Below are 23,247 nucleotides of genomic sequence, written 5' to 3'. Positions count from 1 at the left end.
TGTGGAGCATTCTCCCGAGTGGGCGCGGCAGTTCGCCGACATCGCCGCGGAGCTTGCGGATATCCTCTCCGGCTGCCGGTGGAGTCCATTGAGCATGTGGGCTCGACTTCGGTTCCGGACCTGCCGGCAAAACCCGTTCTGGACATAGACATCATTGTGCGGCCGGGCATCGTAACGGCTGCCGTACGCACCCTTGAAAACGCCGGATACCGCCTGTCTGTGCCAGGGATGGCCGGAACCTTTGACGACTGCCCGGGTGTAAAGCACGCTATCCATGTAAAGTGACCTGTACATGTAAAGCGCGCCAACCAAGGGAAGGGGAGAGCGGGATGGGAACTGAAACACGCACCAAATGGGGGCAGGCGAGGTTTGGGTCCGGCCGGGTGCCGGCCATGGCAGTTGCTCTGCCCTGCGGGTTGTTCCTCGGAGCAGGCGGAGGATGGCTGGCCGTGCTCACGGGCGTCTCAGCGGCAAATCCGGTGCTTGTCTTTTGGGTCTTCACGGCTTGCCTTACGTTACCGGCAGTCCTTCTGGTCTACGCGGCAATTGTTGACCGCAACACCATCGAGGGTGCGGTCGACCGGCCGGATGATTCGATTGAGGCCGGCTGGTACGAGAAAGCGGCGTCCCGCTCCTTCACCGATCTCATCCTGATACTTGGAGTTGCGGGGACTGTTTTCGCGTTCTTGCCGGGAGAAACTGCCGTGGACCTGAAGCTTGTGCTGCCGGCCGTGCTGATCCTGTGCGCCGCTCTTTTTGGCGTGCGCTATCTGCTGCAGCGGCGCAACGGCTGACGTGCGCAATCGAGTCAAGGAATTCCGCTCGAACCGGAAATGGTCCCAGCAGCACCTCGCCGATGAGCTGGGCGTTTCACGCCAGACGGTTATCTCCATTGAACGAGGACGGTTTGATCCGTCCCTGCCGCTGGCCTTCCGGCTCGCATCTCTCTTCGGCAGTTCCATCGAAGACCTGTTTATTCCCGACGACTAGTCCTCAGGCGTGCCCGGAACGTCCCAGGCACCGGCTAAGCCCCCGGCGTGAACGCTAGTCGCCCTTGGTGCCGAAGACGATGTCGTCCCAGCTGGGTACCGAGGAGCGCTTGGGTTTGACCGCACGGCGGTCGGTGCCGCTCTCATCCTTGCCGGAACCGTCCTCACCTGTTCCCGCATCAGCGCGGCCGGCGCCGGAACCCACCCGGTCCCAGGGGAAGTCGGTCCGGCCGCCTTTGCGGCCCCCGGTCTTGGCCTTGCCCCGGGCCGCAGCTGCGCCGGATGAATTGTCGGTGTCTGGAGCAGCAGCATCCCCTGAAGCAGGGGAAAGCGCCGTATTCGCGGCTGCCGTGATGCCGCTGCCGGCTTCTGCTGCGGAACCGGTCGCCGCCCCGGCGTTGCCTGCGGGTTCGGAGTTCGAGGCTTCCGTACGCGATGCCGCGGCCTTTCGGTCCGGCGATGACTTTTCGCCGGCACCGGTTCCTGCGTCGCTGCGGCGGCGGAGCGGCCTGGTCAGGGCGCTGAGTTCGCGGGTGTCCTGGTTGATGTCGCCGGGCAGCCGGTCCGCATCTACGGTGTCCGGGGCATCCGGAGCGGTATCCGGGCCAGGGGCCGCCAGGGTGAGATGGCCGGTGCGGGGACGGTTGGAAGCGGGGTCATCCGCGTCGGAATGCCCGTCACGGGGATGGGCCGCCGGGATGCTGCCCTTGGCCAGCATTGCGGCCAGGGCGTCATCGCCGTCTTCATCGGTGCCAAGCCGCTGTCCGCGGCGGGAGCGCAGGACCTCCAGCAGATTTGCGTTGTCCTCGTCAGCCTCTACGATTTCCACGTCTTCTTCAGCCGCGGCGGCCTCGAAATCAAAGACGCGGTCTGCAACAGCGGTAAGCCTGCGGGACGGGAGCGGGGAGTCCAGGGGTTCCAGCTCACTCAGCAGCTGGGCCCAGCGGTTGGCATTGGAAATACTCTTCCGCAGGGGGCTGAAGGTCCAGCGGGCAGGTGGTTCTTCACCTACTGAAACCTGTGAAGCGTCCTGCAGATCGAACCGCGCCACCACATCCCAAGTGGAGTCGGGGCGCCGCCAGGCGTCCCACTTGACGCTGTCCGGATCCACGCCGAAGGCCTTGAGCCGGTGATTGACCATATCGCCAAGATTCACGGGGCTGTCCCCAAAAGTGCTGCGGTAGCCGTCATGTGCGGCGGACAGAGGGGCTGCCACCTCAACGGACTGTGCCTGCCGGGCTACGTAGTCGCGTTCGGCACGGACCGGACCCTCGTAGCGGCGGATGTGCGCGAGGTCCAGGCCGGAAGCTTCAGCAACTTCTTCGGCGCTGGCACCGGACCGGATCCTGGCCTGGATGTCGCGCGGCGCCATGGCCGGACCCTCGGGGCGTGCGGCAGCCGCGGTGGAGCGGTGCATGGAGCGGGATACTGCCACCCGAAGCGCTTCATCCATGCGCAGGCGGAAAGTCTCTCCGCCCTTGCCGCTGAGCAGCAAATGCTCGCCACCCTCATGGACACCCACGAGACGTAGATCCTGCATGAACCAATCCTCCACCCGATAGCAATTCCTTCTGGAAACAATGCCACCCGGCGGGCCGAAAGCCTACTGTTTGCGCGGGTGTGGCGCGGATTCGCCCCGGCGGGAGCCATGTGTTTTTGACCTCCCGCCGCCCCGGCGGAGCCACGGTGTGGTGTTTTGCTTCCGGGTCCGCAAAAATCTCGGGTTTACGGGCACAAAACCCCAGCTCATTGCGTTGATACCTCAGAGCCGAAGAAGCTTGCCGGTCCAGCGGCAGGTCGGCCCGACTACCCCTCCCGAAAACTCGACCGGATGGTGAGAGTACTAATTATGGCGACTGACTATGATGCGCCGCGTAAGACCGACGAGGACATCAGCGAGGAATCCCTTGAGGAACTCAAAACACGCAGGACTGCCACCACGCAGTCGGCGGTTGTGGACGAAGACGAGACTGAAGCGGCAGACAGCTTCGAACTGCCCGGCGCGGACCTCTCCGGGGAAGAGCTCCTGGTCCGGGTCCTTCCTGCACAGGCTGACGAATTTACCTGTGCATCCTGTTTCCTGGTTCGGCACCGATCCCAGATAGCTGCTGAGAAAGACGGGCTGTACTACTGCATCGACTGTGAGGGCTGAGGGCCCGCCGCAGCCTTCGGCGTGCAGGCGGCCGGCCCGCATCCGCCACCTGCACCGCGGTCCTAGCTGTTCAGCGCGCGGACCAGCTCTTCCGGATGACGGGTGGAAGTGAGCCAGTAGGGCGTGCGGTCTGCGGGGTCGGTGATTTCGATCTTGACCACCGGCGAAATCCACCCGCGGAAGCACATAAAGGCGGTCGCGTTCAATCCGCGGCCGCGCTGGTAGGTGGCGTCGTCCCCCCGGAAGCCTTCCACAGCGCCGACGTAGCGCCGCTCAATTTCGGCCTTGCCCACCTGCAGGGTGTCCGCGGTAACCCGGATGGTGGGAGTGGACAGCAGCAGAAGAGTAACCATGATTGCCGCAAAAACGACGGCGGCAATAATCCCGGTTTCGACGCTGATCGGCAGGAACACAAGGATGCTGGCGCAGGCGGCCCCGAAGACCATCACCCAGATCCAAAAAGAGGGAAGAAGCCGCTCCGTGTATAAGACGGTGCTGGCCGGGGTCTGGGAAGAGGGGGATGACATACCTTTAGCTTGGCACTTTTATGCCGGCATTTCATCTTGGACCCGGGCAGGCGGATTGCCGGTTTGGCGCGTACGGAGAAGCGTCAGGAAAACGCGCTAAAGTGAGGTTCGGTATTCCCTGGAGGCATCCGGGGCGCGCGCGGATCCGCTTGGAACGCGTACCAGGAACCACACAAGGAAAGTCGGAGACACTGGTGTTTGAAGAAGGCCCCACCATGACCGTGCAGCTGAAAATGCTCGACGACGGGCTGGAACCGCCGTCGTACGCCCACCCGGGCGACGCCGGAGCGGACCTTCGCACACGCGTTGACTTGGTCCTTGAACCGGGGGAGCGCAAGCTGGTTCCCACCGGAGTGGCCCTGGCACTTCCTTTCGGCTATGCGGCATTTATCCATCCCCGGTCCGGCCTTGCCGCCAAGCACGGCCTCACGGTGGTTAACGCTCCCGGCACGGTCGACGCCGGCTACCGCGGCGAGATCAGTGTCACGCTGCTCAACACGGACAGCTCCAATTCCATCACCCTGAGCCGGGGTGACCGGATCGCCCAGATGGTAATCCAGCGGGTGGAGACGGCGTCTTTTGAACTCGTTGATGAATTGTCCGAGTCCGTCCGCGGCACCGGAGGATTCGGTTCCACCGGCGGTTTCACTGCACTGCCTGCCTAGAGCGGCTGTCCCCGGGGGCCGGCAGCGCGCGGCCCTCCCCATAAGAGAGAGGAACCCGGTCATGGCATTTGGGCGGAAGAAAAACAAGCAGGAACAAAACAAGCAGGAACTGAGCGGCGAGGAGCAGAGCGGCAAGGAGCAGGGCGAAGCCCCCGGGGCTTCGGGATCTGCAGCTGCCGGTTCGGCATCCTCCGACGTTATGAGCGGTTCGGAGGCAACACCGGCCGCGGGCCCGTGGGACGCCGCAGACAAGCCGTCCCTGGATGGCTACGTGGACCTGGGCGCGCTGCGCATCGCTGCAACCCCGGGTCTGCAGCTGCGTCTGGAAGTAGAAGAAAAAACCCAGCGCGTCGTGGCCGTAACGCTGGACCTTGAGGGGTCCAGCCTGCAGCTCCAGGCATTCGCTGCACCGCGCTCGGAGAGCCTCTGGGACGACATCCGCGGACAGATCGGCAAATCCGTGGGCTCGCAGGGCGGCACCGTGGATGAGATTGCCGGCGTCTTCGGCACCGAACTGCTGGCCAAGGTTCCTGCCCAGGCACAGGACGGCTCCAAGGGCTACCGGGTGGCACGGTTTGTAGGCGTTGACGGGCCCCGCTGGTTCCTGCGCGGTGTCTTCGGCGGACCGGCAGCGTTGAACCCCGAGGCTGCCAAGCCGCTGGAAACGGTCTTCCGGAACGTAGTGGTGGTGCGCGGCGAACAGCCGCTGCCGCCGCGGGACCTGCTGCAGCTGCGGCTGCCGCGCGATGCTTCGCCCCTGCCCAAGCGCACCGAAGAATCGGACCGCCCCGCTCCTCCCGAGCGGGGCCCCGAGATCACGACCATCGGCTAGCCGAATGCCCTCCCAGCAATCCCTCCCGCCCGGCAAGCAGGCGCCGGTGCACGTCAGCGCTCTGCCCGAGCGCGGCCGGGTGTACAGCGGCGGCTACGTAGAGTCCATCACCCTGGTTCCGGCGACGGAACCTCCGCGCTTCACGGCGATGGTGGAGGACCGGGACGCGGCGTACCGGGATCCGGCATCGCGGAAACCGCGTGCACGCGTCCGTCTTATCTGGCTGGGTCAGCGGCGGGTGCCCGGGGTGGAAGCCGGTACCCAGCTGGCCTTCGAAGGCATGGTCAGCACCGTGGGAAATTACCCCACCATTTACAACCCCCGCTATGAAATCATCGGACGTCCGGAGAATGAAACATGACTGAGCGACCCGGCAGCGACCGGCCCGAACCCTCAACGGGCGAGGGCAACAGCGGCGAGCAGCCCAGCTTCGGTGACGTAGCCGGCGCCTACGCCGCCCGTGCCGGCGTGGAGCGTAAGGATGACGGCCAGATCGACGTGCTCAGGTCTGTGGGCGGAATCCGGGGCCTGGCGGAAGCCATTGTGCCCGGCCTGCTCTTTACGCTGCTCTTTACCCTGACGTCCGGGCTCTACCTGCCGCTGGCCGCAGCGGTGGCCTCGGCCGGCGTCTTCTCGGTGGCCAACCTCGTCCAGAAGCGCCCGCTGATGCAGTCGCTGACCGGGGTGATCGGGGTAGTGATCTGCGCCGTCGTCGCCCTGCGCAGCGGCAGCGGGACGGAATTCTTCCTGCCGGGCTTCTACCTCAACGCCGCGTATATCCTGGCGTTTGCCGTGTCCATTGCCGTCCGCTGGCCGGTGGCCGGCCTCTTGTTCGGATTTATCCGGGGCGAGAATGTGGAATGGCGCGCCAGCCGGAAGCGGACCCGTGCCTACGCACTGGCCACCTGGATCATTATCGCGGTCTTTGGACTGCGCCTGGGGGTCCAGCTTCCGCTCTATCTGGCGGACAATGTGGGCGCCCTCGGCACCATGCGCCTGGCCATGGGAGTGCCCCTCTACGCGCTGGGGCTTTGGCTGGCCTGGGTGGTGTCCCGGCCGCTGCCGCAGCAAAACCCCTAGGGAAGCAGGACCGCCCGCAGCTGGTCCTCGGCGGCAATCGTGCAGATAAAGAAAAGCTCGTCCCCGGGCTCGATGACGTCATCGCTGCTTGGCGTGATGGGCGCGTCATCGCGCAGGATGGCGGTGACAGCGGCGTCCAGCGGCCAGTCAATGGACCCCAGCGTCCGGCCCGTCAGCGGGGAATCCGCCGGAACGGTGAATTCCACCATGGAGGAGACGCCGGTCTGCAGCGTCAGCAGCCGCACCAGGTCGCCGACCTCCACTGCCTCCTCCACGAGGGCCGTCATCAGGCGGGGCGTGTTGACCGCCACATCCACGCCCCAGGAATCATCAAACATCCAGTCGTTCTTGGGGTTGTTCACGCGGCCCACGGTGCGTGCCACGCCGAACTCGCTCTTGGCGAGCAGGGACACCACCAAATTAACCTTGTCGTCGCCGGTGGCGGACACCATGACGTCGGCTTCCTCGAGCCGGGCATCCTTCAGCGTGGTCAACTCGCACGCGTCCCCGATGAGCCAGTGGGCGCCCAACAGTCCGCTGCGTCCCACCACCTCCGGCTTCTCGTCAATCAGGAGAACTTCATGCTTGTGGGACAGGAGCTCCTTGGCGATGGAGGACCCCACGCTGCCGGCCCCGGCTATGACGACTTTCACTGGATCTCCTTGACGGGCGCGACGGACAGAATGCGGCTGATTTCGCTGGTGCGTTCCACGTTCATCATGGCGTGCAGGACGTCGCCCTGCTGGTAACTGGTGTCAGGCCGGGGGAGTATCCCCTCGCCGAACCTGGTCAGGTACGCGATGCGCACACCGGCGGCCTGTTCAATGCCGCTGATCGTGGCGCCCATCCAGCCCTCATGCAGGGACAGTTCGCCCAGGATCAGCCGGCCGGAGGACTCGCGGAAGTCACCGTTGATGCTCTGTTCCGGCAGGATGCGCCGCAGGACCTGATCCGCACTCCAGCGCACCGCGGCTACTGTGGGGATGCCCAGGCGCTGGTAGATCTCAGCGCGTCCCGGGTCGTAAATCCGCGCCACAACATGGGGGACATGGAACGTCTCGCGGGCAACGCGGGTGGCAAGGATGTTTGAGTTGTCGCCCGAGGACACCGCTGCAAAAGCGTAGGCCTCCTCGATCCCGGCCTCTTTGAGGGTTACCCGGTCAAAGCCGACGCCGGTGACCTTCCGGCCCGTGAACGTGTGGCGCAGGCGCCGGAAAGCCCTCTCGTCCTGGTCAATGACGGCCACCGTGTGGCCGGCATTGTCCAGTGTGTGGGCGAGGGATACGCCTACGCGTCCACACCCCATGATGACGTAATGGGCCACCTGCTACCTCGGTTCCTGATGATCTGCTGCGAAAAAACCCAACCGCCAGCATAGACCCCGGACCCGGGCGAATATGCACCCGGGTCAGGGACATGGTGTGATGGTCTTTTAGGCTCCATCAGGAAGTATCCGGCACTATGACGACCGACACCACTGAATCCGAGATCGAACTCACCATCGGCGCGCCCGCACACGGCGGCCACTTTGTGGCCCGCCACGAAGGCCGGGTGGTCTTTGTCCGCCATGCGCTGCCGGGTGAGCGGGTCCGCGCCCGCCTGACGGAAGCGGGCGACGGCGCCAAGTTCTGGCGCGCGGACGTCACCGAGGTGCTCGAAGCAGCTCCGGGCCGGGTGGAGCACTTCTGGCCCGAAGCCGACGCGCTGCGTGCAGCCTCCCGCGGGCGCCTGCCGGTGGGCGGCGCCGAATTCGGCCACATCGACCTGTCCGTGCAGCGCGAGCTCAAGGGACAGATTTTCGCGGAGCAGCTGCACCGCCTCGCCAAAGTGGACCGCGGTGTGACGGTGGAACCGGCCCTGGACGAACGCGAAGACGGACTGCACTGGCGGACCCGCGCAAGCTTCTCGGTTGCTCCGGGCGGTCGGCTGGCCATGCACGCCCACCGCTCCGATGAACTCATCCCGGTCCAGCGCATGCCGCTGGCCGTTGACGCTGTCAATGATCTGCAGCTGTGGGACGTGGACTTCAGCGGGGTCTCCCGCGTTGAGGTGGCCGTTCCGTCCTCGGGCGCTCCGCTGGTACTCCTTATTCCTGCTGAAGGCGCCCATCCCAAGGCTCTGGGCCGGATTGCTTCCGCCCTTCCCGAGGGAACCTCCATTGCCTCCTGGGATCCCGAAACGTCCACCCTGAACCGGCTCCGCGGCCGCACCTGGGTGTCTGAAAATGTGCTGGGCCATGACTACCGGGTGACCGGCGCCGGTTTCTGGCAGATTCACCGCAGTGCGCCCGCCACCTTGGCGGGGGCCGTCCTGGAAGGGCTGCAGCTCCAGCCGGGCGAGCAGGTAGCGGACCTGTACGCCGGTGCCGGACTGTTCACGGCACCGCTGGCAGACGCCGTCGGCGAAACCGGCCGCGTGCTGTCCGTGGAAGGTTCTCCGTCCGCCAGCCGCGACGCCCGCAAGAATCTCTTTGCTGCCCCGCAGGTGGAGATCCTGCAGGGACGCGTGGACAAAGCGCTGGCTGCCTACGAGGGCCGGCTCGACGTCGTCCTGCTGGATCCGCCGCGCGTCGGCGCAGGCAAGGATGTGGTGGCCAGGATCAACGCCGCCGCACCCCGCGTTGTGGGTTATGTGTCCTGCGATCCGGCGTCGTTTGCCCGCGACCTGGGCTACTTTCAGGACCTCGGCTGGCAGCTGGACTCGCTGCGGGTCTTCGACCTGTATCCCCACACCCACCACATGGAATCCTTCGCCGTCCTGACCCGCCCCTAACAGCCGCACCCGGCGCCGGTTACTCTGCGTCATAAAGCGACTCCCGGAGCCGAGGGCCAAAATTGGCGGGCGGCTCGGGGCTGTCTTCGGGCTCACAGGCCCGTGTAACCGATAGTATAAGAGCAGTTGTGCAGATCCGCGCCGTGTAGGGGAGCTTTATCCGCTTGAGCGGAGAAGATTTTTTCGTCCGGCAGGGGGCCTTCCGGCAGAGAAAATAGTCCACCCATTTTCCTGCCGTCCCCCGTGGCTGCCGGTTAGGGATACCTAACTGGCATGCCGCGGACCGCTGGACAAAGATAAAACGGTGGCGAGAGGAGTCCTATTATGACTAATGTGGACAGCTTCGGGTCCAAAGGCGTACTAAACGTCGGCGGAAACGAATATGAAATTTTCCGGTTGAATTCCGTCGAAGGTGCAAAGAGCCTTCCGTTCAGCCTCAAGGTCCTGCTGGAAAACCTGCTGCGCACCGAAGATGGTGCCAACATCACCGCGGACCACGTGCGTGCACTTGCACAGTGGGATGCAAACGCAGAGCCCAGCACTGAAATCCAGTTCACCCCTGCCCGGGTGATCATGCAGGACTTCACCGGCGTTCCCTGCATTGTGGACCTGGCGACCATGCGTGAGGCCGTGGCTGAATTGGGCGGAGACCCCAAGCGGGTCAACCCCCTGGCCCCTGCGGAAATGGTCATTGACCACTCCGTCCAGATTGATGCTTTCGGCAACTCCGGTGCGCTCGAGCGCAACATGGAAATCGAATACCAGCGCAACGGCGAGCGGTACCAGTTCCTTCGCTGGGGCCAGACGGCCTTCGATGACTTCAAGGTAGTTCCCCCGGGAATGGGCATTGTCCACCAGGTCAACATTGAGTACCTGGCCCGCACTGTCATGACGCGTGAAGTTGACGGCGTCCTGCGTGCCTACCCTGACACCTGCGTCGGCACCGACTCCCACACAACCATGGTCAACGGCCTGGGCGTACTGGGCTGGGGCGTTGGCGGCATCGAAGCCGAGGCTGCCATGCTTGGCCAGCCCGTCTCCATGCTGATCCCGCGCGTTGTCGGCTTCAAGCTCACCGGCGAAATCCCCGCCGGCGCCACCGCCACCGACGTCGTTCTGACGATCACCGAAATGCTGCGCAAGCACGGCGTCGTCGGCAAGTTCGTGGAGTTCTACGGCGAGGGTGTCGGCGCTGTGCCGCTGGCCAACCGCGCCACCATCGGCAACATGAGCCCCGAGTTCGGTTCCACCGCTGCGATCTTCCCGATCGATGACGTCACCCTGGAATACCTGCGGCTGACCGGCCGGTCCGAAGAGAACGTGGCCCTCGTTGAGGCCTACGCCAAGGAACAGGGCCTGTGGCACGATCCGTCCGTCGAGATCCAGTACTCCGAGTACCTGGAACTGGACCTGTCCACGGTGGTTTCCTCCATCGCCGGACCGAAGCGCCCGCAGGACCGCGTGGAACTGACGAACGCCAAGGAACAGTTCCGCAAGGACCTGAAGAACTACGTCCACGAGAGCGTTGACGCCGAGAGCGGCACCGTTGACGAGGCGCTGGAAGAGACCTTCCCGGCCTCGGACGCGCCGTCGTTCAACGCCAATGCCACTCAGGTGGAAGACAAGGGCCACGATCTGGTCGCAAAGGCCGACGCCCCGGCCGAACGCTCCGTGAACTCGGTTCCGGTCACCATGGCCGACGGCCGCAGTTTCGAGCTGGACCACGGCGCCGTGTCGATCGCGTCGATCACCTCCTGCACCAACACGTCCAACCCGTCGGTGATGATGGCGGCAGCAGTGCTGGCCCGCAACGCCGTCGAAAAGGGCCTGGCAACGCAGCCGTGGGTCAAGACCTCGATTGCTCCGGGTTCCAAGGTAGTCACCGACTACTACGAGAAGTCCGGCCTGATTCCCTACCTCGAGAAGCTTGGCTTCTTCGTGGTCGGTTACGGCTGCGCCACCTGCATCGGCAACTCCGGTCCCCTGGAAGACGAAATCTCCACGGCCATCCAGGAAGCCGACCTCGCCGTCACCGCTGTGCTCTCCGGTAACCGCAACTTCGAAGGCCGCATCAACCCGGACGTGAAGATGAACTACCTGGCTTCCCCGCCGCTGGTAGTTGCCTACGCCCTGGCCGGAACCATGGACTTCGACTTCGAGAATGACCCGCTGGGCCAGGACGAAGCCGGCAACGATATCTTCCTGAAGGACATCTGGCCGAACCCGGTCGAGGTCCAGGAAATCATCGACGCCTCCATCAACAAGGAGATGTTCAGCAACAGCTACGACACCATCTTCGAAGGCGACGACCGCTGGAAGTCCCTGCCCACCCCCGAAGGTGCAACCTTCGAGTGGGATACGGAGTCCACGTACGTCCGGAAGCCCCCGTACTTCGAGGGCATGAAGGCACAGCCGGAGCCCGTAACCGACATCGAGGGCGCCCGCGTCCTGCTGAAGCTCGGCGATTCGGTCACCACCGACCACATCTCCCCGGCCGGTTCCTTCAAGTCCGACACCCCCGCAGGCCGTTACCTGTTGGACCACGGTGTTCAGCGCAAGGACTTCAACTCCTACGGCTCCCGCCGAGGCAACCACGAAGTGATGATCCGCGGCACGTTCGCGAACATCCGCATCAAGAACCAGCTGCTCGACGGCGTTGAGGGCGGTTTCACCCGTGACTTCAGCCAGGCCGATGCACCGCAGGCAGCCGTTTACGACGCCTCGGTCAACTACCAGGCCGCCGGCATTCCGCTGGTTGTCCTGGCCGGCAAGGAGTATGGTTCCGGTTCCTCGCGTGACTGGGCAGCCAAGGGCACCGCACTGCTGGGCGTCAAGGCTGTTATTGCCGAGAGCTACGAGCGCATCCACCGCTCCAACCTCATTGGCATGGGCGTCCTGCCGCTGCAGTACCCGGCCGGCGTCAATGCCGAGTCCCTGGGCCTGACCGGCACGGAAACCTTTGCAGTCTCCGGCGTGACCGAACTGAACAACGGCAACACGCCCAAGACCGTGAAGGTTACCGCCACCCCGGAGAACGGCGAAGCCATCTCCTTCGACGCGGTCCTGCGCATCGATACCCCGGGTGAAGCGGATTACTACCGCAACGGCGGCATCCTGCAGTACGTACTGCGACAGATCACTGCCAAGTAACACGCAGCGTTTCCGGGTCCGCTGATACGGAGCCGGGAAATGCGGAGCCCCGCCTCACGAGCATTTGGACTCGTGAGGCGGGGCTCTTTGCCTCTTATGGAACCGGCGGCGCTTCCTCAAGCGTTAGAGTTAAATCGTTGTGACGGTGTGCAGTGCCGTTGCCTGAAAGCAAGGGAGGCGCCCGTTGGGACTTCTGGAAACCATCCGTGATCCGCGGGACCTGAGCAAACTCTCCACGGAGCAGCTGGAACGTTTGTCCGAAGAGATCAGGTCCTTCCTGATCAGCAATGTGGCCCAGACCGGCGGCCATCTGGGACCCAACCTGGGTGTAGTGGAACTGACCGTGGGAATCCACCGGGTCTTCGACTCGCCCCGGGACAGCATTGTCTTTGACACCGGCCACCAGTCCTACGTGCATAAGATCCTCACCGGACGCCAGGATTTCTCCACCCTGCGCCAGCAGGGCGGGATGTCCGGCTACCCCTCGCGGGCCGAGTCCGTACACGACATCGTGGAATCCTCCCACGCTTCCTCCTCGCTTTCCTGGGCAGACGGCATCTCCCGCGCCCGGCAGCTCACCGGCGAAGGGGACCGCTACACCGTGGTCATGGTGGGCGACGGCGCACTGACCGGCGGCATGGCTTGGGAAGCCCTCAATAACATCGCTGCTGACCAGCGCCGCCGGGTCGTCATCGTGGTCAACGACAACGGGCGTTCCTACGCCCCCACCATCGGCGGCCTCGCCGACTACCTCGCGTCCCTGCGCCCCACCCTCGACGCCGTCCGTACCCACCGTGCCTACGAAAACACCCTGGGCTGGTGGAAGAACCGGCTCCAGCACGGCGGCCCGGTGGGCAAATTCACCTACCACAGCCTCCATGCTGCCAAACGCGGGATTAAGGACTGGTGGGCTCCTCAGGGCTTGTTCGAGGACCTCGGCATGAAGTACATCGGTCCCATCGACGGACATGACATGGCCGCCGTGGAACGCGCACTGACCAAGGCGAAGAACTACGGCGGTCCGGTCCTGGTCCACGCCATGACGGAAAAGGGCCGCGGCTATGCGCCGGCCCGTGCCGACGTGGCAGACCAGTTCCACGCCGTCGGAATCATAGATCCTGAGACCGGAAAGGCTGTGGAACCCGGCGGAAAGCAGTCCTGGACCTCAGTTTTCGCCACGGAAATCGCTGACATTGCCGATGAGCGCGAGGACATCGTGGGCATTACCGGCGCCATGCTGATTCCGGTGGGCCTGCACCGGTTCGCTGAAAAGCATCCGGAACGGGTATTCGACGTCGGCATTGCCGAGCAGCACGCCCTCACCTCAGCGGCGGGCATGGCCTTCGGCGGGCTGCACCCCGTCGTCGCGCTCTACGCCACGTTCCTCAACCGCGCGTTCGACCAGCTGCTCATGGACGTGGCCCTGCACAAGGCGGGCGTCACCATCGTTTTGGACCGTGCCGGAGTCACCGGGCCCGACGGCGCCAGCCACCACGGCATGTGGGACATGTCCATGCTGCAGATCGTCCCCGGGCTGCACCTGTCCGCCCCCCGCGACGCCACCCGGCTGAAGGAGGAACTGCGCGAGGCGGTCGCCATCAATGACGCGCCCAGTGTGGTCCGTTTCTCCAAGGGCACGGTAGGACCGGACGTGGACGCGCTGGAACGCACTTCCGACGGTGTCGATATCCTTGCCCGCCGTCCCAGCGGCGAGAAGTCCAACGATGTCCTGATTGTCAGTGTGGGCGCCATGGCCGAAATGGCGCTGCAGGTGGCAGGACGGCTCGGGGACCAGGGCATCAGCTCCACAGTGGTGGATCCCCGCTGGGTCCTGCCCGTGCCGCGCTCCATTATCCGCATGGCAGCCGAGCACCGGATTGTGATCGTGATTGAGGATGGGGTGCGCGCCGGGGGCGTCGGTTCCAGGATCCGCCAGGAAATGCGTGCCGCGGGAGTGGATACAGCTTTGAACGAAGTGGGTCTTCCGGTGGAATTCCTTGACCACGGCACCCGCGGGGAAGTTCTGGCACGCGTCGGGCTGACGGCCCGGCAGGTGGCCAACGACGTCGTCGCGCAGGTCCTGGGAACAAAGGTGCCGTTTGCCCGCCCGCTTCCCGGGCAGGAAATGCCCACCGGCCAAATCCCGAAAATCCAGTAGGCGCATTCCGCGGCAACGGCAACGGCGAGGAGCAGACACCATGGCACAGGAACAACCGGACGTAGCGGTCACCGGCGCCACCGGAGCACTCGGCGGCGCCGTGGCCCGGCTGCTGGCAGAAGCAGGGATCCGACAGAGACTGCTGGCGCGGCATACAGCCAGGCTCCCGGAGTTTCCCGGCACGCCGTCGTACGCCATCACGTACTCGGACCGTGAAGTTTCCGCCCGTGCGTTGGAGGGTGTCCGCACACTGTTCATGGTCTCCGCGGCGGAAAGCCGGTACCGGCGCCAGGACCAGCGCACCTTCGTGGACGCCGCCGTTGACGCCGGTGTGCATCACATCGTGTACACCTCCTTCATGGGAGCAGCACCGGACGCTGTCTTTACGCTTGCCCGCGACCACTGGGACACCGAGGAGTACATCAAGTCCACGTCGGTGGAGTACACGTTCCTCCGGGATTGCCTGTACCAGGACGTCCTGCCGTCTTTCGTGGGGCGTGACGGGCTGCTCCGCGGTCCGGCCGGCAACGGCCGGCTGGCCGCCGTGGCGCGGGCGGATGTGGCCCGTGCCGCTGCCCGGATCCTGGTGGACCCGCAGGCGCACGCCAATGCGGTGTACACGCTCACCGGTCCTCAGGCGCTGACCTTTGAAGAAATCGCCGCGGTCCTGACCCGGGTGACCGGTTCAGAGGTGCGCTTCCGCAATGAAACGGTGGAAGAAGCGATGGAATCCCGCCGGGGCAGCGATGTGGAGAAATGGCAGATCGAGGCCTGGGTCAGCACCTACGCGGCCGTCGCGGCCGGTGAGATGGCGGAGGTTAGCTCTGACATTGAGCGCCTCACCGGAACTGCCCCGCTGGCGCTGGAAGAATACCTGCTTCAGGGGTGAGTGGAGAACAGCAACCGCTGTATATATTTCTGATTGGTACACGCAGGCTTTCCTGCCTGTGCAATTTTGCTTAGTGTCGGAGTATGCCTGAGCACAACGCAGATCACATCAACCTGTTCTTCAACGAATGCACTCTAGCTGGACTCGACGAAACCGAGACCGTTCCTGCCGCCGACCTTTACGGCATGTACATGGTCTGGTGCGAAAATGCCGGCAGGGAGCCTGCATCCGCACAGCACTTCTACGGTGCCGCACGTGCGGCAGGCCTGCCGGAAGCGCGGCGGCACTCGGAGCGGGTCTTTGAAGGCGTGCTTCCCACGGGGCCGATTCCGGTTCAGTACATCATGGAGACAGACAAGGCTCCCGGGCCCAATACGAACCCGTTCCCTTTCAGCGGTTGACGCTTCTTCAAACGTCATGCCGCGGGTCAGATGCAGGTTCCGCCGCAACAAACGCTGATATTCGGTAGCGTTGGCCCCATGACTTCATATAACAGACTTGGAAACTCCGGATTGACCGTCTCCACGGTTGGTCTGGGATGCAACAACCTGGGACGTCCGGGAACACCCACGGAATCGCAGGACGGGACCGACGCTGTCATCAACGCGGCAATTGACGCCGGGATCACGCTGTTCGACGTTGCTGACAGCTACGGACGCACGCCCGGACTGAGCGAGGAAATGCTGGGCAAGGCCCTGGGCAGTCGCCGCGACGACGTTGTGCTGGCGACAAAGTTCGGAATGGACATGAAGGGCGTCAACGGAAACGACTTCGACGCCCGCGGTTCCCGCCGTTACATCGTGAAGGCAGCGGAGGCGTCGCTGCGGCGGCTGGGCACGGACTGGATTGATCTGTACCAGTTCCATACCCCGGACCCGCTGACTCCCATCGAGGAGACCCTCGCGGCATTGGATGATCTGGTGACCAGCGGCAAGGTCCGCTACATCGGGCACTCCAACCGCTCCGGGTGGCAGATTGCCGAAGCCGAATTCACCGCCCGGATGGGCGGCTATACACCGTTCATTTCCGCCCAGAACCATTACAACCTGCTGGACCGCCGTGCCGAACTTGAGGTAACCCCGGCAGCTGAAGCGTACGGACTGGGCGTGCTGCCGTACTTCCCGCTCGCCAACGGCCTGTTGACCGGAAAATACAGCAGCGGCAAGGCTCCTGAGGGCAGCAGGCTCTCGCACTCCCGGACCAATCTCCTGGAAAATGCTGACTTTGACCAGCTGGCAGCGTTTGGCGACTTCGCGAAGGACCGCGGACTGACCGAAATCCAGGTGGCCTTCTCCTGGCTCGCAGCTCAGCCGTCCGTTGCTTCCGTGATTGCGGGAGCCACCAAGGTGGAGCAGGTCCAGCAGAACGCCGAAGCTGTTTCCTGGGAGCCGTCGGAGAAGGATCTGGAAGAACTGGACCGGATCTTCCCGCAGACGCCGAAGGTTGCTTTGTTCTAAGGTTGCGTTTCCTTCTTTGGTGACTCACCTTGAGCGGGCCGGTGGGCCCGGAACGGCGGCAACGAAAATCCCTCGCTCGCAGAGCTCGCCGGGATTATTAAAGCCGCCTAACCCGGGCCCTCCGGCCCTTCCGGACCGGACCCCTCGCCTAACGCTGGTCCTTCGGCACTTCGCGGCCAGGTCACTTCGCAAGGGCGGAAAGAAATGCTTCAGCCCCGGGGCCGGACAGCTCGTTGGAGTGAACCGGGCGTCCGGAGACTGCAAGCAGCAGGACGATGACCGGGCCCTGGACTTCGGGGCCGGACCCGTGCGAAAACGCCGCGTCTGAGGCCACCAGCCGCCAGCCCTCGGCAGGTTCTTTGCCGCCTCCGATTTTGATGGTCGTTTTCAGCTGGTGCTGCAGGGCAGTGATGACGTAGGGAGCTGGATACGTCCGGCGGATTCCAAGCGGACGCCGGATGTCCTCACCGTGAATGAAGGCTTCGACCAGCCGGGTCGCAAGCGGTGCCGGCGGCCCGGTCCGCCGCATCTGAACTGCCCTGAACCCGCTAAGAGCGGCACCGGAAGGCGCCCTTCGCTCACGTGCTATCCCCGAGGCGTTGGCGCGGTCAAAGTCGAATCCGGCAGTGACCATGCCGCGCACAAAGCTCAACTTGGTGGTCTTTGCGGTATCAGTGAGGTGGGCCAGCACATCCTGGACAGTCCAGCCCGGACACAGCGACGGGGTCTGCCATTGGGCGGACGGCAAGCCCTCCAGGTCCTGGATCAATGCCCGGCGCTCCTCCTGCACCACCGGCCAGATGATGGAACCGTTTTGGGAGGTCCTGAAGGAAGAGAACATATGAGGACCCTATCCGTGCGTTCCGTTCCACAGAAGACATTTCAGGGGCCCTAACCCTGCTCGCCCCGGGTGTTGAAGGCCAAGGGCAGCAGTTCGCGTGCGGCAATGCAGGTGAGTCCGTCCGGCGTCGGCATGATGACCTGAAGGTCGGGGTAGTAATCCGCGAAGACCTGCCGGTCCCGTCCGCACGGACTCTTGACTCCGCGGCCGTGGTTGGCCACGGCAACAATGTGCGTGAACTCAGTGGCGCCTGCAGCCCGGGCCGCCCCGAGTGCCACCAGCTCGGCGCATGGACCGCCGGCGAAGTGATAGAGGTTGACGCCGGCGAACATGCGGCCGTCGGCGGATCGGACGGCTGCGCCCATGGTGTGGATGCCGTCTTCATCGGGGGCGGCGTCGGTGGTCGCGTCGATGGTCGTGCGGGCCAGGTCGATCAGGGCCTGCTCAAGTGCCGGAAGTGTGTGCGTCGGCTGGGCTGGGTTTTCATTCACGGCCCTATGCTAGCCGCGCCTGCCAGTACACAAGCGCCGGACGCGGACAAACCCGGCGCGGACAAAAATGAGGGCTCCCACCGAATGGCGGGAGCCCTCATTTTTGGTCTGCTGGGAAGCGATTCGCTAGGAAGCGGCCTGAGCCGGTTCCTTCTCGGCGTGGAACTTCTTGCCGTTCACGCGCTCGGAGGCGCCGACGCGGTCCAGGTACGGCGTGATGCCGCCCAGATGCATCGGCCAGCCGGCGCCCAGGATCATGCACAGGTCGATGTCCTCGGGACCTGCAACAACGCCTTCGTCCAGCATGCGGCCAATTTCATCGGCCAGCGCATCCTGAGTACGTGTCAGGACTTCCTCGGAGGTGGACGGCGTGTTGCCGAAGTCCAGCATTTCCAGAGTCTCGGCCGGGATGTAGGCCTTCCCGTCCTCGTCCTTCTGCCAGAGCGACTTGATGCCGGCGTCGATAATCTTCTGGGAGTTCTCCGACAGCCAGAACCGCTCGCCAAACGCTGCATGCAGGGATTCCTGCACATGCTGTCCCACCGGCAGGCCCACCAGGGCCAGCAGAGTGAACGGGGACATCGGCAGGCCCATGGGCCGCAGCGCATTGTCGGCCGTTGCGGCGTCGGTGCCCTCGTCGAAGACAGCGGTGATCTCACCGAACATGCGGCCCAGGATGCGGTTCACCACAAATGCGGCGTCGTCCTTGACCAGCACGGCGGTCTTCTTCAGCGCCTTGGCCAGGACGAACGCCGTGGCCAGCACGGCGTCGTCGGTCTTGGGGGCACGCACAATTTCCAGCAGCGGCATGACAGCCACCGGGTTGAAGAAGTGGAAGCCCACCACGCGCTCGGGGTGCTGCAGATCAGCGGCCATCTCCGTTACGGACAGCGAGGAGGTGTTGGTGGCCAGAATGCACTCGGCGGAGACCACGGCCTCCACCTCGGCGAACACCTGCTTCTTCACCGAGAGTTCCTCGAACACGGCCTCGATGACGAAGTCGGCGTCGGAGAACGCTTCCTTGGACACCGAGCCTGAGACCAGGGCCTTGGTGCGGTTGGCGGCGTCGGGGGAGATGCGCTTCTTGGCCAGCAGCTTGTCCACCTCGGCGTGCACGTAGCCCACACCCTTGTCCACGCGCGCCTGGTCGATGTCCGTCATCACCACGGGCACCTTCAGCTGACGCGCGAACAGCAGGGCGAGCTGGCTGGCCATCAGACCGGCACCCACGACGCCCACCTTGGACACCGGGCGGGCCAGCTTCTTGTCCGGCGCGCCGGCGGGGCGCTTGCCGCGCTTCTGGACCAGGTCCAGGAACGCATAGACGGTGGAGTGGAACTGCGGGGTCTGCATCAGGTCGGCCAGGGCTTCGCACTCGGCCTTGCGCGACTGCTCGGCGGTCCAGTTCTTGCCGGCCTCGAGCAGGTCCAGCACCTTCGCGGGAGCCGGGGCGGCGTTGGAGGTGCGGGCCTCCACCACGGCACGGCCGTGTGCGACGGCGGCGTCCCAGGCTTCGGGAGTGGCGGACGGATCTGCGGCGTTCGGCCGGGAGACGGCAACTTCACCGGTAATGACGCGGGCGGCCCAGGCGAGGGACTGCTCCACGAAGTCGGCCGGTTCAAAGAGTACGTCGGCGATGCCGAGCTTGAACGCTGCGGGGCCGGAGAGGGTGCGGTTGTTGCTCAGCGGGTTCTCGATCATCACCTTGACGGCGTTCTCCGGTCCGATCAGGCGCGGCAGGATGTACACGCCGCCCCAGCCCGGGACCAGGCCGATGAAGGCCTCCGGCAGGGCCAGTGCCCCGGCACCGGTGGAGACGGTGCGGTACTGGGACTGCAGGGCAATCTCCAGCCCGCCGCCCAGCGCCACTCCGTTGATGAACGCAAAGCTGGGTACGCCCAGGGTATGCAGCTTGCCGTAGACCTCGTGGCCCAGGCGGGCCATGGCCAGCCCGTCCTCGTAGGAGGCCAGCTTCTGCGTGGCAGACAGATCGGCGCCGGCCACCAGGTAGTGCGGCTTGCCGGTGACGCCGACGCCGACAATTTCGCCCGCCTCGGCGCGCGCCTTGAGCGAATCAAGGACCTCGCCCAGTTCCAGCAGGGTGTTGGGGCCCAGCGTGGTGGGGCGGGTGTGGTCGACGTCGTTGTCCAGGGTGATCAGCGCAAAGGTGCCGGCACCGCCGGGCAGGGCGATGTCCGAAACATAGGAGTGGGTGACAACCTCGGTGGGGAAGAGGCCGGCCAGCCGCTGGTAATCGCTTGCAGTCATTACTTTGTGGCCTCCGTGGACTCGGTGTCGGTGTTGTAATCGGGGTGGAACGCGTTCTCCCAGATGATGGTGGCGCCCATGCCCAGGCCGATGCACATGGTGGTCATGCCGTAGCGCACCGTGGGATCTTCTTCGAACTGGCGGGCCAGCTGGTTCATCAGGCGTACGCCGGAGGAGGCCAGCGGGTGCCCGACGGCGATCGCGCCGCCGTAGCGGTTGACGCGGGGGTCGTCGTCGGCGATGCCGTAGAAGTCCAGGAAGGAGAGCACCTGGACGGCGAAGGCTTCGTTGATTTCGAACAGTCCGATGTCCTCGATGGACAGGCCGGTCTGCTTCAGCACCTTCTCGGTGGCCGGCACGGGGCCGTAGCCCATGACCTCCGGTTCGACGCCGGCGAAGGCGTAGCCAACCAGGCGCATCTTGACGGGCAGGCCCAGTTCCTCGGCGGCGTCGGCGGAAGCGAGCAGCGCGGTGGTGGCGCCGTCGTTCAGGCCAGACGCATTGCCGGCGGTGACACGGCCGTGGGCACGGAAGGGGGTGCGCAGCTCGGCGAGGTCCTCCACTGTGGTGCCGGGACGCGGTCCCTCATCAACGGTGTTCAGCGTCCAGCCCTTGCCGGGCTTCTTGGACGCAACCGGCACCAGATCCGGCTGGATGGAGTTATTGGCGTAGGCCTTGGCGAGCTTCTCCTGGCTGGCGGCGGCGTACGCGTCGGTGCGTTCCTTGGTGATGTCCGGGAAGCGGTCGTGCAGGTTTTCGGCGGTGTTGCCCATGTTCAGGGCGGCCGGGTCCACAATCCGTTCGGTGACGAAGCGCGGGTTGGGGTCGGCGTCCTTGCCCATCGGGTGGTTGCCCATGTGCTCCACGCCGCCGGCGATGACGACGTCGTACGCGCCGAAGCCGATGCCCGAAGCCGTGGTGGTCACAGCCGTCAGGGCCCCGGCGCACATGCGGTCAATGGCGAAGCCGGGAACGGACTGCGGCAGCCCGGCCAGCAGTGCTGCGGTGCGGCCGATGGTCAGGCCCTGGTCACCGGTCTGCGTAGTGGCGGCGATGGCCACTTCGTCGATCCGTTCCGGGGGAAGCGAGGGGTTGCGGCGCATCAGCTCGCGGATGCACTTGACCACCAAGTCATCGGCACGCATGCCGGCGTACATGCCTTTTTCGCCGGCTTTTCCGAAGGGGGTCCGCACTCCGTCAACGAAAACTACGTCCCTGATCTGCCGTGCTCGGCTTTGTGGGCTCACGTGCAACTCCTCTTTGAGATATGAAACGGAACACTGTCCGGCCTTGATGTTACTCGTCAGTAACATAGCCTGCAAGCCGCCGCCCGGAAGCGGAGGGGAGTGCCGGCCCTGCCATTTTCCCCGAGAATGGCCCACTTGTAATAAGTCTGCTGATGAATAGGTAATTTGCGGTGTCGCGAGTATCGTTTCTGCGGCCATTCTAAGTTTCATCCAGACGAGGAACGCAGTGACACAACAACTAAATCCCCCCACGCGGACCCAAAGAGGACTCCTTGGTTTTCTTGCCGCGCCCCCGCCCGCCCCGCGGCTGGACGCCGCGACGGTAAAGGCACGCTATTCGCGGCTCCGGCTGCAGGTGTTTATGGGCATTTTCATCGGCTATGCCGGGTATTACCTCGTCCGCAATAATGTGCCGCTGGTGGCGACCATCCTCCGCGACGAGCACGGTTTCAGCGCCCTGGGCCTGGGCGTCGTCACCAACGGCGTCCTGGTGGCGTACGGACTGAGTAAATTCTTCAGCGCCATTGTCAGCGACCGCAGCAGCGCGCGGCTGTTCCTGCCGATCGGCTTGGCCCTTTCCGCCTTGGCGAATCTCTTTATCGCATTTGTTCCGGCAGTCGGCAGTTCCGTTGCCTTCTTTGCCGTGGTCATGATCTTCAATGGTTTCTTCCAGGGAATGGGATGGCCTCCCGCGGGCCGGACCCTGGTCCATTGGTTCTCCACCTCGGAGCGCGGATCCAAAACCGCCCTGTGGAACATTGCCCACAATGTCGGCGGCGCGGGCTCCGGCGCCCTGGCAGGCCTGGCCCTGGCATGGTTTGGGGGCTGGCGGTCCGCGTTCTGGTTCCCTGCCCTTATCTGCCTGGTCATCGCCGTCATTGCTTTCCTGCTGCTCCGGGACACCCCGGAGTCCGAAGGCCTGCCGCCCATCGAGGAATACCGGAATGACCCGGCACCGGTGGAAGAGGACGCAGCCGACGAATCCGCCAGCACCTGGGAGACTGTCCGCCGCTACGTACTGACCAACGCCACCATGGTGAAACTGGCCCTGGCCAACGTGTTTGTCTACACCCTGCGTTACGGCGTGCTCGTCTGGGCGCCGGTTTATCTTGCTGATGTCCGCGGCGCCAGCCTGGGCGAAGGCATTGCCGGGTTCTCGCTCTTTGAGCTGGCAGGCATACCCGGCACTTTGCTGTGCGGCTACATCAGCGACAAGGTGTTCCGCGGCCGGCGTTCGCCGGCGGGAATTACGTTCCTGATCGGTGTCTTCCTCGCCGTGACGGTGTACTGGCTTTCACCGGTTGAATGGCCGCTGTGGATCTCCTACGGCGCCCTCGTCATCATAGGCGGGCTCATTTACGGTCCGGTCATGCTGATCGGCCTGCAGGCCCTGGACCTCAGCCCGCGCAGGGTTGCCGGGACGGCCGCAGGCTTCACCGGCCTGTTCGGCTACGTTCTGGGCGCCACGCTGGCCTCCACCGGAATCGGCCTGGCCGTGGACCAGTTCGGCTGGGACATCACCTTCATGCTGATCCTGGTCTGCGTGCTGCTGGCCATCGGATTCATGTTCTCCGTGGGCCGCGACGAAGATGCCATGCGTGCCCGCAGGGCCAAGGCAGCGCAGCACTAGCAGCTGCTGTGGGAACAGCTCCGCCCGGGTCCAGGCTGCTGGCACGGGCGGAGCTGTTCGCTGCTCAGCAAGCATTCAGCATTTTCCCGTATTATCGTC

23 protein-coding genes are annotated in these 23,247 nt (G+C 64.6%); 15 read left to right on the top strand and 8 right to left on the bottom strand.

Going from position 1 to position 23,247, the window contains the following annotated elements:
- Positions 1 to 18: 18 nt before the first annotated feature.
- From ACIQXM_RS14555 to ACIQXM_RS14545, 3 genes are read left to right on the top strand one after another with little or no spacing between them, the layout of a single operon-like run.
- Positions 19 to 285, top strand: a complete 267-nt coding sequence (locus tag ACIQXM_RS14555) for a GrpB family protein (protein ID WP_400932717.1) — start codon at positions 19 to 21, stop codon at positions 283 to 285.
- A 44-nt stretch (positions 286 to 329) separates the two neighbouring features.
- Positions 330 to 794: a hypothetical protein gene (locus ACIQXM_RS14550; protein ID WP_400932715.1), complete on the top strand. Its 465-nt coding sequence runs from the start codon at positions 330 to 332 to the stop codon at positions 792 to 794.
- A 1-nt stretch (position 795) separates the two neighbouring features.
- Complete coding sequence (locus ACIQXM_RS14545; RefSeq protein ID WP_400932713.1) at positions 796 to 990, top strand: helix-turn-helix transcriptional regulator; 195 nt, start codon at positions 796 to 798, stop codon at positions 988 to 990.
- Positions 991 to 1,044: 54 nt separating this feature from the next.
- Here ACIQXM_RS14545 and sepH read toward each other — a convergent pair whose 3' ends face one another.
- The gene (sepH, locus tag ACIQXM_RS14540; RefSeq protein WP_400932711.1) at positions 1,045 to 2,529 is read right to left on the bottom strand and encodes a septation protein SepH; all 1,485 of its coding nucleotides are present in this window, start codon (positions 2,527 to 2,529) and stop codon (positions 1,045 to 1,047) included.
- A 309-nt stretch (positions 2,530 to 2,838) separates the two neighbouring features.
- Here sepH and ACIQXM_RS14535 point away from each other — a divergent pair, with 309 nt between their 5' ends.
- Positions 2,839 to 3,141 carry a DUF4193 domain-containing protein gene (locus ACIQXM_RS14535; RefSeq protein ID WP_400932709.1) on the top strand — a complete coding sequence of 101 codons (303 nt, stop codon included), beginning with the start codon at positions 2,839 to 2,841 and terminating at the stop codon, positions 3,139 to 3,141.
- Positions 3,142 to 3,203: 62 nt separating this feature from the next.
- Here the strand turns inward: ACIQXM_RS14535 and ACIQXM_RS14530 are convergent, their stop codons facing one another.
- Positions 3,204 to 3,668: a DUF3093 domain-containing protein gene (locus ACIQXM_RS14530; RefSeq protein WP_400932707.1), complete on the bottom strand. Its 465-nt coding sequence runs from the start codon at positions 3,666 to 3,668 to the stop codon at positions 3,204 to 3,206.
- A 149-nt stretch (positions 3,669 to 3,817) separates the two neighbouring features.
- On the opposite strand from ACIQXM_RS14530, the gene dut reads away from it, so the two are divergent.
- The 4 genes from dut to ACIQXM_RS14510 all read left to right on the top strand — a co-directional run bounded on the left by dut (position 3,818) and on the right by ACIQXM_RS14510 (position 6,245).
- Positions 3,818 to 4,333 (top strand): dUTP diphosphatase, encoded by a 516-nt coding sequence (dut, locus tag ACIQXM_RS14525; RefSeq protein WP_400932705.1) that lies wholly within the window; start codon positions 3,818 to 3,820, stop codon positions 4,331 to 4,333.
- Between the two features lie 61 nt (positions 4,334 to 4,394).
- Positions 4,395 to 5,165 (top strand): DUF3710 domain-containing protein, encoded by a 771-nt coding sequence (locus ACIQXM_RS14520; RefSeq protein WP_400932703.1) that lies wholly within the window; start codon positions 4,395 to 4,397, stop codon positions 5,163 to 5,165.
- A 4-nt stretch (positions 5,166 to 5,169) separates the two neighbouring features.
- Entirely contained in the window at positions 5,170 to 5,526 is a 357-nt protein-coding gene (locus ACIQXM_RS14515; protein WP_400932701.1) for a hypothetical protein, read from the top strand.
- Positions 5,523 to 6,245, top strand: a complete 723-nt coding sequence (locus ACIQXM_RS14510; protein ID WP_400932699.1) for a DUF3159 domain-containing protein — start codon at positions 5,523 to 5,525, stop codon at positions 6,243 to 6,245. The genes ACIQXM_RS14515 and ACIQXM_RS14510 overlap by 4 nt, the downstream gene beginning before the upstream one ends.
- Here ACIQXM_RS14510 and ACIQXM_RS14505 read toward each other — a convergent pair.
- Entirely contained in the window at positions 6,242 to 6,898 is a 657-nt protein-coding gene (locus tag ACIQXM_RS14505) for a potassium channel family protein (RefSeq protein ID WP_400932697.1), read from the bottom strand. The two genes, ACIQXM_RS14510 and ACIQXM_RS14505, sit on opposite strands and share 4 nt — an antisense overlap.
- Positions 6,895 to 7,569, bottom strand: a complete 675-nt coding sequence (locus ACIQXM_RS14500) for a potassium channel family protein (protein WP_400932695.1) — start codon at positions 7,567 to 7,569, stop codon at positions 6,895 to 6,897. Before ACIQXM_RS14500 ends, ACIQXM_RS14505 begins: the two co-directional genes overlap by 4 nt.
- 137 nt (positions 7,570 to 7,706) lie before the next feature.
- Here ACIQXM_RS14500 and ACIQXM_RS14495 point away from each other — a divergent pair, with 137 nt between their 5' ends.
- The 6 genes from ACIQXM_RS14495 to ACIQXM_RS14470 all read left to right on the top strand — a co-directional run bounded on the left by ACIQXM_RS14495 (position 7,707) and on the right by ACIQXM_RS14470 (position 16,671).
- Positions 7,707 to 9,017, top strand: a complete 1,311-nt coding sequence (locus ACIQXM_RS14495; protein WP_400932693.1) for a class I SAM-dependent RNA methyltransferase — start codon at positions 7,707 to 7,709, stop codon at positions 9,015 to 9,017.
- Positions 9,018 to 9,341: 324 nt separating this feature from the next.
- Positions 9,342 to 12,167 (top strand): aconitate hydratase, encoded by a 2,826-nt coding sequence (locus tag ACIQXM_RS14490; RefSeq protein ID WP_400932691.1) that lies wholly within the window; start codon positions 9,342 to 9,344, stop codon positions 12,165 to 12,167.
- A gap of 184 nt (positions 12,168 to 12,351) precedes the next feature.
- Positions 12,352 to 14,325, top strand: a complete 1,974-nt coding sequence (gene dxs / locus ACIQXM_RS14485) for a 1-deoxy-D-xylulose-5-phosphate synthase (RefSeq protein ID WP_400932689.1) — start codon at positions 12,352 to 12,354, stop codon at positions 14,323 to 14,325.
- A gap of 40 nt (positions 14,326 to 14,365) precedes the next feature.
- Positions 14,366 to 15,214 (top strand): SDR family oxidoreductase, encoded by an 849-nt coding sequence (locus ACIQXM_RS14480; protein ID WP_400932687.1) that lies wholly within the window; start codon positions 14,366 to 14,368, stop codon positions 15,212 to 15,214.
- Between the two features lie 83 nt (positions 15,215 to 15,297).
- Positions 15,298 to 15,615, top strand: coding sequence for a primase-like DNA-binding domain-containing protein (locus tag ACIQXM_RS14475; protein WP_400932685.1), 318 nt, complete (start codon positions 15,298 to 15,300; stop codon positions 15,613 to 15,615).
- A 78-nt stretch (positions 15,616 to 15,693) separates the two neighbouring features.
- Positions 15,694 to 16,671, top strand: coding sequence for an aldo/keto reductase (locus ACIQXM_RS14470; protein ID WP_400932683.1), 978 nt, complete (start codon positions 15,694 to 15,696; stop codon positions 16,669 to 16,671).
- 181 nt (positions 16,672 to 16,852) lie between these two features.
- On the opposite strand, the gene ACIQXM_RS14465 is transcribed toward ACIQXM_RS14470, so the two are convergent.
- The 4 genes from ACIQXM_RS14465 to ACIQXM_RS14450 form a co-directional block, all read right to left on the bottom strand.
- Positions 16,853 to 17,512, bottom strand: coding sequence for a maleylpyruvate isomerase family mycothiol-dependent enzyme (locus ACIQXM_RS14465; RefSeq protein WP_400932681.1), 660 nt, complete (start codon positions 17,510 to 17,512; stop codon positions 16,853 to 16,855).
- A 50-nt stretch (positions 17,513 to 17,562) separates the two neighbouring features.
- On the bottom strand, positions 17,563 to 18,003 hold the full coding sequence (locus tag ACIQXM_RS14460) for a cytidine deaminase family protein (protein WP_400932679.1): 441 nt from the start codon (positions 18,001 to 18,003) through the stop codon (positions 17,563 to 17,565).
- A gap of 126 nt (positions 18,004 to 18,129) precedes the next feature.
- Complete coding sequence (locus tag ACIQXM_RS14455) at positions 18,130 to 20,271, bottom strand: 3-hydroxyacyl-CoA dehydrogenase NAD-binding domain-containing protein (RefSeq protein WP_400932677.1); 2,142 nt, start codon at positions 20,269 to 20,271, stop codon at positions 18,130 to 18,132.
- A complete protein-coding gene (locus ACIQXM_RS14450) occupies positions 20,271 to 21,518 on the bottom strand; it encodes a thiolase family protein (RefSeq protein WP_400932675.1) in 1,248 nt (415 codons plus the stop codon). The genes ACIQXM_RS14455 and ACIQXM_RS14450 overlap by 1 nt, the downstream gene beginning before the upstream one ends.
- 226 nt (positions 21,519 to 21,744) lie before the next feature.
- Between ACIQXM_RS14450 and ACIQXM_RS14445 the strand changes: the two genes are divergently transcribed.
- Complete coding sequence (locus ACIQXM_RS14445) at positions 21,745 to 23,148, top strand: MFS transporter (protein WP_400932673.1); 1,404 nt, start codon at positions 21,745 to 21,747, stop codon at positions 23,146 to 23,148.
- Positions 23,149 to 23,247: the final 99 nt, after the last annotated feature.

The organism is Arthrobacter sp. NPDC097144, assembly GCF_044762205.1.
In the GTDB taxonomy this organism is placed as follows: domain Bacteria; phylum Actinomycetota; class Actinomycetes; order Actinomycetales; family Micrococcaceae; genus Arthrobacter_B.
The sequence above is the reverse complement of the archived record's forward strand: the minus strand, read 5'-3'. Positions and strand labels throughout refer to the sequence as shown.

Coding starts and splice junctions, on each gene's coding strand:
- ACIQXM_RS14470 (WP_400932683.1), top strand. CDS start 15,694: ATGACTTCATATAACAGACTTGGAAACTCCGGATTGACCGTCTCCACG.
- ACIQXM_RS14520 (WP_400932703.1), top strand. CDS start 4,395: ATGGCATTTGGGCGGAAGAAAAACAAGCAGGAACAAAACAAGCAGGAA.
- ACIQXM_RS14515 (WP_400932701.1), top strand. CDS start 5,170: ATGCCCTCCCAGCAATCCCTCCCGCCCGGCAAGCAGGCGCCGGTGCAC.
- ACIQXM_RS14480 (WP_400932687.1), top strand. CDS start 14,366: ATGGCACAGGAACAACCGGACGTAGCGGTCACCGGCGCCACCGGAGCA.
- ACIQXM_RS14550 (WP_400932715.1), top strand. CDS start 330: ATGGGAACTGAAACACGCACCAAATGGGGGCAGGCGAGGTTTGGGTCC.
- ACIQXM_RS14495 (WP_400932693.1), top strand. CDS start 7,707: ATGACGACCGACACCACTGAATCCGAGATCGAACTCACCATCGGCGCG.
- ACIQXM_RS14490 (WP_400932691.1), top strand. CDS start 9,342: ATGACTAATGTGGACAGCTTCGGGTCCAAAGGCGTACTAAACGTCGGC.
- ACIQXM_RS14465 (WP_400932681.1), bottom strand. CDS start 17,512: ATGTTCTCTTCCTTCAGGACCTCCCAAAACGGTTCCATCATCTGGCCG.
- ACIQXM_RS14530 (WP_400932707.1), bottom strand. CDS start 3,668: ATGTCATCCCCCTCTTCCCAGACCCCGGCCAGCACCGTCTTATACACG.
- ACIQXM_RS14510 (WP_400932699.1), top strand. CDS start 5,523: ATGACTGAGCGACCCGGCAGCGACCGGCCCGAACCCTCAACGGGCGAG.
- ACIQXM_RS14475 (WP_400932685.1), top strand. CDS start 15,298: ATGCCTGAGCACAACGCAGATCACATCAACCTGTTCTTCAACGAATGC.
- sepH (WP_400932711.1), bottom strand. CDS start 2,529: ATGCAGGATCTACGTCTCGTGGGTGTCCATGAGGGTGGCGAGCATTTG.
- ACIQXM_RS14455 (WP_400932677.1), bottom strand. CDS start 20,271: ATGACTGCAAGCGATTACCAGCGGCTGGCCGGCCTCTTCCCCACCGAG.
- ACIQXM_RS14535 (WP_400932709.1), top strand. CDS start 2,839: ATGGCGACTGACTATGATGCGCCGCGTAAGACCGACGAGGACATCAGC.